11 protein-coding genes are annotated in these 12,454 nt (G+C 72.1%); 3 read left to right on the top strand and 8 right to left on the bottom strand.

Translation table 11 applies throughout. The annotated features are described in order from the left end of the window. Nucleotide 1: 1 nt before the first annotated feature. A complete protein-coding gene (locus ACIPV1_RS00610) occupies nucleotides 2–3,412 on the bottom strand; it encodes a pyruvate carboxylase (RefSeq protein WP_402725566.1) in 3,411 nt (1,136 codons plus the stop codon). Between the two features lie 60 nt (nucleotides 3,413–3,472). Between ACIPV1_RS00610 and ACIPV1_RS00605 the strand changes: the two genes are divergently transcribed. Then, nucleotides 3,473–4,294: a ParA family protein gene (locus tag ACIPV1_RS00605; protein ID WP_123939176.1), complete on the top strand. Its 822-nt coding sequence runs from the start codon at nucleotides 3,473–3,475 to the stop codon at nucleotides 4,292–4,294. A gap of 329 nt (nucleotides 4,295–4,623) precedes the next feature. On the opposite strand, the gene ACIPV1_RS00600 is transcribed toward ACIPV1_RS00605, so the two are convergent. The 5 genes from ACIPV1_RS00600 to ACIPV1_RS00580 all read right to left on the bottom strand — a co-directional run bounded on the left by ACIPV1_RS00600 (nucleotide 4,624) and on the right by ACIPV1_RS00580 (nucleotide 8,716). After that, nucleotides 4,624–5,184, bottom strand: coding sequence for a MerR family transcriptional regulator (locus tag ACIPV1_RS00600; RefSeq protein WP_111085817.1), 561 nt, complete (start codon nucleotides 5,182–5,184; stop codon nucleotides 4,624–4,626). A gap of 184 nt (nucleotides 5,185–5,368) precedes the next feature. Further along, nucleotides 5,369–6,073 carry a MerR family transcriptional regulator gene (locus ACIPV1_RS00595; protein WP_123939177.1) on the bottom strand — a complete coding sequence of 235 codons (705 nt, stop codon included), beginning with the start codon at nucleotides 6,071–6,073 and terminating at the stop codon, nucleotides 5,369–5,371. Continuing rightward, complete coding sequence (locus ACIPV1_RS00590; protein WP_123292449.1) at nucleotides 6,073–6,552, bottom strand: FHA domain-containing protein; 480 nt, start codon at nucleotides 6,550–6,552, stop codon at nucleotides 6,073–6,075. The genes ACIPV1_RS00595 and ACIPV1_RS00590 overlap by 1 nt, the downstream gene beginning before the upstream one ends. A 113-nt stretch (nucleotides 6,553–6,665) precedes the next feature. Beyond that, complete coding sequence (locus ACIPV1_RS00585; RefSeq protein ID WP_402725565.1) at nucleotides 6,666–7,685, bottom strand: FecCD family ABC transporter permease; 1,020 nt, start codon at nucleotides 7,683–7,685, stop codon at nucleotides 6,666–6,668. Then, a complete protein-coding gene (locus ACIPV1_RS00580; RefSeq protein ID WP_123939178.1) occupies nucleotides 7,682–8,716 on the bottom strand; it encodes an iron ABC transporter permease in 1,035 nt (344 codons plus the stop codon). The genes ACIPV1_RS00585 and ACIPV1_RS00580 overlap by 4 nt, the downstream gene beginning before the upstream one ends. A 178-nt stretch (nucleotides 8,717–8,894) precedes the next feature. Between ACIPV1_RS00580 and ACIPV1_RS00575 the strand changes: the two genes are divergently transcribed. Then, complete coding sequence (locus tag ACIPV1_RS00575) at nucleotides 8,895–10,433, top strand: S1C family serine protease (RefSeq protein ID WP_402725564.1); 1,539 nt, start codon at nucleotides 8,895–8,897, stop codon at nucleotides 10,431–10,433. A gap of 42 nt (nucleotides 10,434–10,475) precedes the next feature. Here the strand turns inward: ACIPV1_RS00575 and ACIPV1_RS00570 are convergent, their stop codons facing one another. Continuing rightward, nucleotides 10,476–11,633, bottom strand: a complete 1,158-nt coding sequence (locus ACIPV1_RS00570; RefSeq protein ID WP_402725563.1) for a hypothetical protein — start codon at nucleotides 11,631–11,633, stop codon at nucleotides 10,476–10,478. A gap of 161 nt (nucleotides 11,634–11,794) precedes the next feature. After that, entirely contained in the window at nucleotides 11,795–12,052 is a 258-nt protein-coding gene (locus ACIPV1_RS00565) for a hypothetical protein (protein ID WP_402725562.1), read from the bottom strand. Nucleotides 12,053–12,085: 33 nt separating this feature from the next. Here ACIPV1_RS00565 and ACIPV1_RS00560 point away from each other — a divergent pair, with 33 nt between their 5' ends. After that, nucleotides 12,086–12,448 (top strand): RNA-binding S4 domain-containing protein, encoded by a 363-nt coding sequence (locus ACIPV1_RS00560; protein WP_123292446.1) that lies wholly within the window; start codon nucleotides 12,086–12,088, stop codon nucleotides 12,446–12,448. Nucleotides 12,449–12,454 lie beyond the last annotated feature (6 nt).

Genomic DNA, 12,454 nt, shown 5'->3' with positions numbered 1-12,454 from the left:
TTTACTGCAGCACCACCAGGAGGTCGCCGGCGTCCACCTGCTGGGTCGCCGGGATCGCGAGACGGCCGACGGTGCCCGCCACGGGCGCCGTGATGGCCGCTTCCATCTTCATCGCCTCGATGCTCGCCACGGCCGCTCCGGCCTCGACGACGTCACCGACGGCGACCTTGAGCGTCACCACACCGGAGAACGGCGCGGCGACGTGCTTCGGGTCGGACTTGTCGGCCTGCTCGGCGACCTTCGTCTCGACCTCGATCGACCGGTCGCGGACCGAGACCGGGCGGAGCTGCCCGTTCATCGTGGCCATGACCGTGCGGATGCCCTTGTCGTCGACCTCGCCGATCGCCTCGAGACCGACGAACAGGTTGACGCCCTTGCCGAGCGGCACGACGTGCTCCTGCCCGGGGCGCAGCCCGTACAGGTAGTCGACGGTCGGCACCACGGACAGGTCGCCGTACTGCTCGCGCACCCGCTCGAACTGGGCCGTGGGCTGCGGGAACAGCAGCCGGTTCAACGCCTGCTGGCGCTCGGGCCCCTGGGCGTCGAGGTGCGCGCGCTCGGCGTCCGGCACCGGGGTGATCTCGAGGCGGACGTCGCGGCCCGCCAGGACCTTCGTCCGGAACGGCTCCGGCCAGCCACCCGGCAGGTCACCGAGCTCGCCGGCCATGAACCCGACGACGGAGTCCGGGATGTCGTACTTGTCCGGGTTCTGCTCGAAGTCGACCGGGTCGGCGTTCACCGCGGCGAGCTGCAGCGCGAGGTCACCGACCACCTTCGACGACGGCGTGACCTTCGTCGGGCGTCCGAGGATCCGGTTCGCCGCGGCGTACCAGTCCTCGACCTGCTCGAACCGGTCGCCCAGGCCGAGGGCGATCGCCTGCTGGCGGAGGTTCGACAGCTGACCACCGGGGATCTCGTGCTTGTAGACCCGACCCGTCGGGCCGGGCAGCCCGGACTCGAACGGGGCGTAGGCCCGACGGACCGCCTCCCAGTAGGGCTCGAGGTCACCGACCGCGTCGAGGGACAGTCCGGTGTCGCGCTCCGTGTGGGCCAGGGCGGCGACCAGCGCGGACATGCTCGGCTGGCTCGTCGTGCCGGCCATCGGCGCCGAGGCGACGTCCACCGCGTCCGCACCGGCACGCGCGGCGGCGAGGAGCGTCGCGAGCTGCCCACCGGCGGTGTCGTGCGTGTGCACGTGCACGGGCTGGTCGAAGCGCTCGCGCAGCGCGCCGACGAGCTTCTCGGCGGCGCCGGCGCGGAGCAGGCCGGCCATGTCCTTGATGCCGATGACGTGCGCGCCGGCCTCGACCATCTGCTCCGCCAGGCGGAGGTAGTAGTCCAACGTGTACAGGTCCTCGGCAGGATCGAGGAGGTCGGCGGTGTAGCAGAGCGCCGCTTCGGCGACGGCCGTGCCGGTCGCGAGCACTGCCTCCAGGGCCGGTCGCAACTGGCTGACGTCGTTGAGCGCGTCGAACACGCGGAAGACGTCGACGCCCGTGGCGGCGGCCTCGGCGACGAACGCGTCCGTCACCTCGGTCGGGTACGGGGTGTAGCCGACCGTGTTGCGGCCGCGCAGCAGCATCTGGATCGGGATGTTCGGCATCGCCTCGCGCAGCGAGGCCAGGCGCTCCCACGGGTCCTCGCCGAGGAACCGGAGGGCGACGTCGTACGTCGCTCCGCCCCAGGCCTCGACGCTCAGCAGCTGCGGCGTGAGCCGCGCGACGTACGGTGCGACGGCGACGAGGTCCTTCGTGCGGACACGGGTGGCGAGCAGCGACTGGTGCGCGTCCCGCATCGTCGTCTCCGTCACGGCGAGCCGGGTCTGGGCGCGGAGTGCCTTCGCCCACTCGGCCGGACCCTGCGCCTGCAGCAGGTCGCGCTGGCCCTCGGGCACCGGGGCGCTGAGGTCGAGGGCGGGGAGCTTGGCGCTCGGGTCGGTGACCAGCGGCGACCGGTCACCGTTCGGCTTGTTCACCGTGACGTCGGCCAGCCAGTTCAGGACCTTGGTGCCGCGGTCCTTCGACACGTGGCCGCTGAACAGCTGCGGACGCTCCTCGATGAACTTCGTCGAGACGTCGCCGCGGGCGAAGTCGGGGTCCTCGAGCACGGCCTGCAGGAACGGGATGTTCGTGCTCACGCCGCGGATGCGGAACTCGGCGAGGGCACGCTTCGCACGGGCGACGGCAGTCGGGAAGTCGCGTCCGCGGCACGTCATCTTGGCGAGCATCGAGTCGAAGTGCGGGCTGATCTGCGCACCGGTGGCGACCGTGCCGCCGTCCAGGCGCACGCCGGCGCCACCGGGGCTGCGGTACGTGGTGATGCGGCCGGTGTCCGGCCGGAAGCCCTGCGTGGGGTCTTCGGTCGTGATGCGGGTCTGCAACGCGGCCCCGTGCACGGAGACGGTGTCCTGCGACAGGCCGAGGTCGGCGAGCGACTCGCCCGAGGCGATGCGCATCTGCGACTGCACCAGGTCGACGTCGGTGACCTCTTCGGTGACGGTGTGCTCGACCTGGATGCGCGGGTTCATCTCGATGAAGACGTGCTGACCCTCGCGCTCGCCCTCGGTGTCGAGCAGGAACTCGACGGTGCCGGCGTTCACGTAGCCGATCGAGCGGGCGAAGGCGACCGCGTCGCGGTGCAGAGCCCGGGCGACGGCGGGGTCGAGGTTCGGCGCCGGGGCGATCTCGACGACCTTCTGGTTGCGGCGCTGCACGGAGCAGTCCCGCTCGAACAGGTGGATCGTCCCCGCTTCGGTGCCCGTTGCGTCGGCGAGGATCTGCACCTCGATGTGCCGCGGCCGGATCACCGCCTGCTCGAGGAACATGGTCGGGTCGCCGAACGCACTGTCGGCCTCGCGCATCGCTGCTTCGAGCGCTGCACGGAGTTCGGGCTTGGTCTCGACCCGGCGCATGCCACGACCGCCACCACCGGCGACGGCCTTGGCGAACACCGGGAACCCGATTGCGTCGGAGCCGGCGATGAGCTCCTCGATGTCGCGACTCGCCGGGGTGCTCGCGAGGACCGGGACGCCGGCCGCGATCGCGTGCTCCTTCGCGGTCACCTTGTTGCCGGCCATCTCGAGCACGTGTTCGCCCGGACCGATGAAGGTGATGCCGGCTGCCGCGGCCGCGGCGGCGAGCTCCGGGTTCTCGGACAGGAAGCCGTACCCGGGGTAGATCGCGTCGGCGCCCGACTCGCGCGCCACGCGGATGATCTCGGAGACGTCCAGGTACGCCCGGACCGGATGGCCACGCTCACCGATCAGGTAGGCCTCGTCGGCCTTCAGGCGATGCAGGGAGTTCCGGTCTTCGTAGGGGTAGACGGCGACGGTGCGCGCCCCCAGTTCGTACGCGGCACGGAATGCGCGGATGGCGATCTCACCACGGTTCGCCACGAGGATCTTGCTGAACACGACGTCCCTTTCAGCCCGGGTTGAGGTGAGACAACCCTAGTGGCGGTAACGTTGCTGATCGTGCATGTACTCAGCGTGAGCTCCCTCAAGGGCGGTGTCGGCAAGACGACGGTGACGCTCGGCCTGACTTCGGCCGCCTTCGCCAAGGGACTGCGCACGCTGGTGGTGGATCTCGACCCGCAGTCCGACGTCTCCACCGGCCTCGACATCAACCTCGCCGGACACCTCAACGTGGCCGACGTCCTCGAGAACCCGAAGGAGAAGATCGTCCGTCAGGCGATCGCCCCCTCCGGGTGGACGAAGGGCTCGCAGGGCAAGATCGACGTCATGGTCGGGTCGCCCTCCGCGATCAACTTCGACGGGCCGCACCCCTCCATCCGCGACATCTGGAAGCTCGAAGAGGCCCTGGCCAACGTCGAGCAGGACTACGAGCTCGTGCTCATCGACTGCGCACCGTCGCTGAACGCGCTGACCCGCACCGCGTGGGCAGCGTCCGACCGCGTCACCGTCGTCACCGAGCCCGGCCTGTTCTCCGTCGCCGCAGCCGACCGAGCGCTGCGAGCCATCGAGGAGATCCGCCGCGGACTCTCCCCGCGCCTGCAGCCGCTCGGCATCATCGTGAACCGTGCCCGCGTCCAGTCGCTCGAGCACCAGTTCCGCATCAAGGAACTCCGCGACATGTTCGGGCCGCTCGTCCTGTCGCCGCAGCTGCCCGAGCGCACCTCGCTGCAGCAGGCGCAGGGTGCCGCGAAGCCGCTGCACGTGTGGCCCGGCGAGTCCGCGCAGGAGATGGCGCGCAACTTCGACCAGCTGCTCGAGCGCATCATGCGGACCGGCAAGATCGGGCCGTACGCCGACGGTTCGGGTGCCGTAGGCGCGTAGGGCGCTGCCGCGCGGGCGCGACGCGCTGCTCACGTCCGCCGAGCGGTCACCAACTGTCGGCCGACCGCCGCGCGGACGACGGTTCGTGACCACTCGACGACGCTCACACGGCGGTTAGTGACCACGCGCCGACTGCCAGGAGGCCCGTCTCTGCCCCGGCAGACACGCCCGGCCCCGGCTCGCCCAACGGTCACAACATCCCGCTCACGTCCGCCGAGCGGTCACCAACTGTGGGCCGGCGGCCGCGCGGACGACGGTTCGTGACCACTCGGCGACGCGCACACGACGGTGCGTGACCACTCGGGGCGATCCGCGGGACGAGAACCTGGTCAGGAAGCGCGGGAAGCGCGACGCGCGGCGAGCTCGTCGGACGGGTCGGCCGCTGCAGAAGCGTCGAGCTCGACCAAGGAGGTCTCGACCTCGCGCAGGACCTTGCCGACCGCGATGCCGAAGACACCCTGACCGCGGGACACCAGGTCGATGACCTCGTCGTCCGAGGTGCACAGATAGACCGAGGCGCCGTCGGACATCAGCGTGGTCTGGGCGAGGTCGGACACGCCCGACTCGCGGAGCTGGTTCACGGCGGTGCGGATCTGCTGCAGCGAGATGCCGGTGTCGAGCAGGCGCTTCACGAGCTTGAGCACGAGGATGTCGCGGAACCCGTACAGGCGCTGCGACCCGGAGCCGGCAGCGCCGCGGATGGTGGGCTGCACGAGTTCGGTGCGTGCCCAGTAGTCGAGCTGTCGGTACGAGATGCCGGCTGCACGTGCGGCGACGGTGCCGCGGTAGCCGTTCTGCTCGTCGTGCTCGGGGAGGCCGTCGGTGAAGAGCAGCCCGAGGTCGTACCGCGTCGTGTCCGACTCGGTGCCTGGGGTGTCGTTCCCACTCATGCGCTTGCCTTCCACGACGATCGAGCTCCCACCCGAAGGTTCAACGACGGGTTGAGAGTTGTTCCGAGGTCAACGGTAGCGACTCCGACCGCTCCCGCGCGGGACATCCGACTCGGCGCGTCCGGCGTGTCGAGGATACGCCCCACCCACTGACGCACAAGCCCCCGCGGAGCACCGGAACGGATCATGGGTCGAGACGACCGATCGCCGCGCGGATGAGGCTCGAGCGGATGACCTCGAGCTGGACGGCGATCTCGCGTGCCAGTTCCGTGGCCTTCGCCCGCGACGTCGCATCGCCCCGGCGGGACACGGGCATGAGTGCGGATTCGATGAGTCCGACCTCGCGCTCGGCGGTGCTGCGGAGCGTGCGCAGGTGCCGCGGCTCGATGCCGGTCCGCTGCAGCTCGACGAGTGCCTTGAGGACGGACACGCTGTCCTCGCCGTAGGTCTCGGTGGCCGGGAGCAGTGATGCGGAGACCGCGTCGGCCAGGAGCATCGGGGACGCGCCGGCCGCTCGGGCCGTCTCGTCGCGGGTGTACCGACGCTCGCGCCCGAGGATCGAGGGACGCGGGGCGTCCCCACCGCCCGGCAGGACGGGCTCGCGACCGGCGTCGAGGTCGGCGAGGTAGTCCTTGATGACCTTGAGCGGCAGGTAGTGGTCGCGCTGCAGGCCGAGGATCACCCGGAGGCGGTCGACGTCGGCCGCCGAGAACTTGCGGTACCCACTGGCCGTGCGGATCGGCGTGACGAGCTCGCGCTCTTCGAGGAAGCGCAGCTTGGAACTCGACAGGTCCGCGAACTCGGGCTTGAGGCGAGCGAGGACCTGCCCGATCGTGAGCAGGTCCGGTGCCGCTGACCCCGCCCGGGCCGCAGCGGACCGTGCGGCCACTACGCGTTCGCCAGGCGCGCCAGGTCGACCCGGGACGCGTAGAACGTCAGGCGGAACTTGCCGACCTGGACCTCTGCCCCGTCGGTGAGCGGTGCTTCGTCGATGCGGTCACCGTCGAAGTACGTGCCGTTGAGCGAACCGTTGTCCTTGACGGTGAACGCCGTGCCGTGCCGCAGGAACTGCGCGTGCTTGCGCGACACCGTGACGTCGTCGAGGAAGATGTCGGCGTCGGGGTGTCGACCCGCCGTCGTGACGTCGGAGTCGAGGAGGAACCGCGCACCCACGTTCGGACCGCGGCGCACGACGAGCAGCGCCGATCCGGACGGCAGGGCGTTGACCGCCTCGCGCTCTTCCGCTGAGACACCGGACTCGGCGGTGAGCGCCGCGCCCATGTCCATGCTGAAGGTCAACGTGGTGTCGACCAGCCGCTGCTCCGGGGTCTTCTGACCGTCCGGCTGCGGGACCACTGGATCTGGCATCGGTGGACCTCCTCCTCTTGGCCCACCAGCGTATCGGAAAGGAGGGCTCCAGCGGCAGCCCCGAACTGGGCCTGTGGACGATCGTCCGCGGTGCGCGAACGCGCGGCCCGGGTTCAGCGACCGCGCGCGAGCAACCAGAGCAGGTACGGGGCGCCGACGACACCCGTCACGACGCCGACGGGCAGGGCGTTGCCGGGGATCGCGAACTGGGCGATGAGGTCGCTGCCGAGGGTGATCGCCGCTCCCACCGCGGCTGCCGGCCCGAGGGCGACGCGGCCGCCGCCGACGAGCCGACGGGCGATCGGCGCCGCCATCAGTGCGACGAACGACACCGGCCCCGCCGTGGCGACCGCAGCGGCGGTCAGGCACACCGCGGTGAGGAGCAGCAGCACCTTCGCGCGGTCCGGCCGGAGCCCGAGGGCCGCCGAGACCTCGTCGCCGAGCGTCAGGACGGTCAGGCGCGACGACTGCAGCAGGGCCAGCAGGAAGAGCACGACGAACGCGACACCGAGCACGCCGACCAGGTTCCGGTCGACGGCGTTCAGACTGCCGGACAACCACAGCAGCGCGGTGCCGGCCTGGGTGACGGTGCCGCTGGTGAGCATCCACCCCGTGATGCTCAGGCAGATCGCCGAGACGCCGATCCCGACGAGCACGACGCGGTTGCCGGTGATCCCCCGCCGCCAGGCCAGTCCGGCGATCACGATCGACACCACGACCGCGCCGACGAGCACGACCGAGAACAGGGTGACGCCGGACGCCCCGAACAGCACGATCGCGGTGAGCCCCGCAGCACTGGCACCCGAGGTGATGCCGATGACGTCCGGGCTCGCGATCGGGTTGCGGACGACGCTCTGCACGATGGCGCCCGCGACCCCCAGGCTGGCGCCGACCAGGACCGCACCGAACACCCGGGGGCCGCGCAGCTGTCCGATGACGAAGTCCGAGATGCGGTCGCCCTGGCCGAACAGCGCGCCGACCACCTGCGCCGGGGCGAGCGGGATCGAGCCGACCCCGAGACCGATGAGCACCAGCGCGACGAGCACGACGACGACGGCCGCCAGGACCACGAGCTCACGCCGGGCACCGACGAGCTCGTGCCGGACACCGGCCGACCGACGGACACGACTCACAGGCCCCGCACCGCCCTCGACCGCACGAGCGCGATGAACACCGGCGCACCGATGAGGGCCGTGACGATGCCGACCTGCAGCTCCCCCGGGTACGCCACGACGCGACCGATGACGTCGGCCACCAGCAGCAGCGCCGGCGCGACGATCGCGGACAGCAGGATGGTCCACCGGTGGTCGGGGCCGCTCAGCCGACGGACGGCGTGCGGGACGGCGAGCCCGACGAAGGCGATCGGCCCCGCTGCGGCCACGGCCGAGCCGGCGAGCAGCACGGTCACGAGTCCGCCGACGGCCCGGACGAGCACGACGCGTTGCCCGAGCGACGCCGCGAGCTCGTCGCCGAGGGCGAGCGTGTTGAGCGAGCGGCCCAGGCCGAACGCGATCGCGAGACCGATCAGCACCGGCGCCGTGATGATGCCGGCGGTGCCGAGGTCCTTGCCGGCGAGGGCACCCACCTGCCAGAACCGCAGCTGGTCGAGCAGGCTCGCGTTCGTGACGAGCACCGCCGTCGTGATCGACGACAGCGCGGCGGCGACCACGGCACCGGACAGCGCGAGGCCGACCGGCGACAGTCCGCGCCGGGCGACGGCGGCGATCCCGTAGACGAGCAGTGCGGCCAGGGCAGCACCGAGGAAGGCGAACGGCAGGTAGGCGGCCGTGCCGCTCACCCCGAAGAGCGCGATGCCGGCGACCACGGCGAGGGCCGCCCCGGAGTTGATGCCGAGGACGCTCGGGTCGGCGAGCGGGTTGCGGGTCACGCCCTGCATCACCGCGCCGGCGACACCGAGGGCGGCACCCGCGAGGAGCCCGACGACGGTGCGCGGGACACGGTTGCCGAGCACGATCAGCCCGATCTCGTCGTTCCGCCCCGGGTGCAGGACGGTGTCGAGCACGGTGTGGAGCGGGATCGGCCGGGATCCGTAGGCGATCGACAGCGCGCACGCTACGGCGAGGACGACGACGGCCAGCACGGTCGCCCCGACCAGACGGGAGACGGAGGCGGGCGCCGGTGGCGCGGACGTGGAGGAGCGCATGGGAAGTAAGGCAACCCTAATGGACACCCGGGCGACCGAACCGGCAGGCCACTCGGCGTCCCCCGAGCAAGCCCGGAGCAGTCGCTGGGTCCGTTCATAGGCTCGTCATTGGATCGCCGCCTGTACTGGTCTCCATCGACACCCGCCCGGGTCGTCGAGGGACGACCGGAGAGCACCGATGAACGAGACCCCGAACCCCGCCGCCGACGCCGACCGCGAGCACGACGAGCAGGGCACCGCCCGGACCGACGGCACGCAGCAGCAGCGGCAGCAGCAGGCGTACGGGATGAGCTGGGAGGCACCCCACGCCGACCCCGCCACCCTCCGTCCGGCCTACGCCTTCGACGGCTCCGGGCCGTACCTGTACGGCCCGGACGGCTCCGGCCCCTACGCCTACTCCCCCGACGGCCGCGGCCCGTACCTGATCGGCAGCCCGGCGCTCACCGGCACCCACCACGCCTGGGCGCACACCGCGGCGACGGCGAACCACCCGGGAGCGAGCACGAAGCGCCCGCGTCGCCTCGGGCTGATGATCGGCTCCGGCATCGCGGCCCTCGCGATCGTCGGCGCCGCCGGCGGCACGGCCCTCGGCCTGTCCTCGCAGAGCACGACCACGACGTCGAGCCAGTCGCAGGGCACCACGACGCTGCCCGACACCGGCAGCGGCACGGGCAGCAGCGACGGCACGAACGGCTTCACCGTCCCCGGAGACGGCAGCGGAACCGGCAGCGGCACCGACGGCAGCGGCACCACGGGCAACGGCACCGACGGCAGCACCGGCACGAGCACCGAGTCCGCCGCCACCGCAGCGACCGCCGCCCAGAAGAAGGGCGTCGTGACGATCAACACCGTCCTGAACTACGACGAGTCCTCGCAGGCGGCCGGCACCGGCATGATCCTCAGCTCGAACGGCACGGTCCTGACGAACAACCACGTCATCCAGGGCGCCACGAGCATCACCGTCACCGACGAGACCACCGGCAAGGAGTACAAGGCGGACGTGGTCGGTACCGACGCCACGAACGACGTCGCCGTCCTGAAGCTCGAGGACGCCTCCGGCCTGTCCACCGTCACGCTCGACGACGACGGCGAGCCGAGCACCGGTGACACCGTCACCGACGTCGGCAACGCCGAGGGCACGGGCAACCTCGTCGCCGCCGAGGGCACCGTCACGGCCACCGACCAGGACATCCAGGTGCAGAGCGAGTCCGGCACCGGGACCGAGTCGCTGTCCGGTCTGATCGAGATCGCGGCGAACATCGTCTCCGGCGACTCCGGCGGCCCCGTCGTCGACAGCGAGGGCGAGGTCGTCGGCATGGCGACCGCAGCGTCCTCGGGCACCGCGGACGTCACCGGCTACGCCATCCCGATCACCACCGCGAAGGCGATCGCCGAGAAGATCCTGGCCGGGGAATCCTCGAGCACGATCACCATCGGCCTGCCCGCGTTCCTCGGGGTCCAGGTCAGCAGCACCGCGAGCACCACGGGCGGCGTCGCCGTCGCCGGCACGGTCAAGGGTTCCGGTGCCGCGAGCGCCGGCCTGGCCGAGGGCGACACGATCACGAGCCTCGGCGGCAAGACGGTCACCACCTCGGACGAGCTCACCGCGGCCGTGCAGTCGCACTCCGTCGGCGACAAGGTCGTGGTCGGCTACACCGACAGCTCCGGCGCCGCCAAGACCGTCACCGTCACCCTGACCGCCGGCCCGGCCGCGTAAGCAGAAGCAGAAGCAGAAGCAGAAGCGCGAGCGCGCGCCGCCTCAGCCGAGCAGCGCCCGCACCACCGACCGGTACACGTTGGCCGGGGAGTCCGTCTGGAAGACGGTCTCCCCGGCTTCCGTCTTGCCCACGCGGGCGAAGCCGATCCCCTCGGCACGCACGATCGTCACGGGCTTCGGCTTGCCCGGTCGACGCAGGTACGACACCGTCCACGGCGCCGCCCAGAAGCGCGCGAGCCGCGGGTCCGCCTCGACGAGGGCCTCCGGCAGGTCCGGTGCGTCGGAGCCGCCGGCCAGCCGGCGGCCGAGCAGGTGCCCTGGGAGCGACCCCGTGCGGAACGGGAAGGTCCACGTCGGGCCGATGCCGAGCCTCCCGGCCGTCAGCGCGACCGCGCGGTCCGGCGTGACGGACGCGACCACCGCGCCCGCCTCGGCGGTCCCGTCCACGACGGTCTGCGACCAGGCCTGGAGGCGCGACTCGCCACCGCCCTGCAGGTGCTGTTCCAGCGTGACCGGCTGGGCATCGCCCTGCCACGGCTCGAGCAGGGTCTGGGTCGACTCCGGCAGCGTGCCGAGTCGGCCGACGAGGCCTGCTTCGATGAGTTCGCGGCCCGCCGCGGTGCGGAGGAGCGTCGGGTTCCACCGGCGTCCGGCGAGGCTCTTGAGCGTGCCGACGGCGTCGGCGCTCAGGCGGGGGCCGTCGAGCTCCGGGCCGGGTGCCGGGGTGGGCAGCGGCTCGAGGTCGCGCTCGGGGCGGACCGGGGACGGCTCGGTGGCGCGGACACTCTCGAGGACCGCGAACACGAGCTCGTCGGTCTCGAGCAGGCGTGCCAGGGGGCGTTCGATCGTCAGGTCGACGCGGTGCCGCCCGGTGACGAAGAGCAGGTGCGCACCCGCGACGTCGCCGTGTTCGTCGGGACGCACGTACTCGACCAGGCGCGCGGGAGCCCCGGCAGCGGTCCAGGTGTCGCAGCCGACGAGCAGCAGCCCTTCGACGGAACCGGGCAGTCTCGCGAGGAGGCCCGTGTTCTCGTCGCCGATCGCGCGGTCGCTGGGTCGGGATCGGACGGTGAGGACGATGTCGTCGCCGGTGACGCGCAGGTCCGCCTGGGCAGAGTCCTCGCGGCGCCACTGGTCGGGGCGGCGGAGGGTGAGGCGGGCGGTGCGGTCCTCGGTGCCGAGCGGGACGGGGACTGCCATGGCACGAGGCTACGTCGGGTGCGGGGTGCGGAGGGGTGCGGCTCGCCGTGCGCGCGCGGGCGGGCGCGTGCGCTCCGCCCGGTGCGAGGTTGACCACTCCGTGCCGCGCAACAACCTCGCACCGGGCGGACAACCTCGCACCGAGCCGCCACTCGCGCGCGTCAGCGGCGGGGCGCGCGCGGGGGTGGGGGCGGCGGGACGGGCTTTGCGGCGACGACGTCGTCGAGCCGGACCTCGACCGGGCCGCGGCGGGTGGCGATCGTCACGGTGTCGGGGGTGCGGGCGACGAGGTCCCCGAGGGCGTCCTGTGCGCCGTCACCGTGGTGCGCCCGGACCACGAGCCGGACCCCGATCGCGGCAGCGTGGAGCACGCCGAGCGCACGGACCCGCGCGATCGCAGCCTGTTCCTCGGTGCTCACCCGCCCAGCGTAGGGGCCGCCTAGAGTGAGGGGATGGCCAAGGCTCGCGTGGACAGCTGGATCTGGGCGGTGCGGATCACCAAGACCCGCTCCGCTGCGACCGCCGCGTGCAAGGCCGGGCACGTCCGGGTGAACGGGGAGCGCGCGAAGCCCGCGCAGCCGATCGGCCCCGGCGACGAGGTCCGGGTGCGGCAGAACGGCTTCGACCGGATCGTCGTCGTCACGGGCATCATCCTGAAGCGGACGAGCGCCCCCGAGGCCGCGAAGCACTTCGAGGACAAGACCCCGCCGCGGCTGTCCAAGGAAGAGGCGGGGTTCGTGCCGATGCGCGACCGCGGTGCCGGACGCCCGAGCAAGCGGGAGCGCCGCGACCTCGAGAAGCTCCGCGGCTACTGACGCCCG

This window comes from Curtobacterium sp. NPDC089991 (assembly GCF_044748425.1).
Taxonomy (GTDB): domain Bacteria; phylum Actinomycetota; class Actinomycetes; order Actinomycetales; family Microbacteriaceae; genus Curtobacterium.
The sequence above is the reverse complement of the archived record's forward strand: the minus strand, read 5'-3'. Positions and strand labels throughout refer to the sequence as shown.

Excerpts from the sequence above, each read along its gene's own strand:
- ACIPV1_RS00600 (WP_111085817.1), bottom strand. The coding sequence starts at position 5,184 with ATGAGTGGGAACGACACCCCAGGCACCGAGTCGGACACGACGCGGTAC.
- ACIPV1_RS00590 (WP_123292449.1), bottom strand. The coding sequence starts at position 6,552 with ATGCCAGATCCAGTGGTCCCGCAGCCGGACGGTCAGAAGACCCCGGAG.
- ACIPV1_RS00580 (WP_123939178.1), bottom strand. The coding sequence starts at position 8,716 with ATGCGCTCCTCCACGTCCGCGCCACCGGCGCCCGCCTCCGTCTCCCGT.
- ACIPV1_RS00575 (WP_402725564.1), top strand. The coding sequence starts at position 8,895 with ATGAACGAGACCCCGAACCCCGCCGCCGACGCCGACCGCGAGCACGAC.
- ACIPV1_RS00570 (WP_402725563.1), bottom strand. The coding sequence starts at position 11,633 with ATGGCAGTCCCCGTCCCGCTCGGCACCGAGGACCGCACCGCCCGCCTC.
- ACIPV1_RS00560 (WP_123292446.1), top strand. The coding sequence starts at position 12,086 with ATGGCCAAGGCTCGCGTGGACAGCTGGATCTGGGCGGTGCGGATCACC.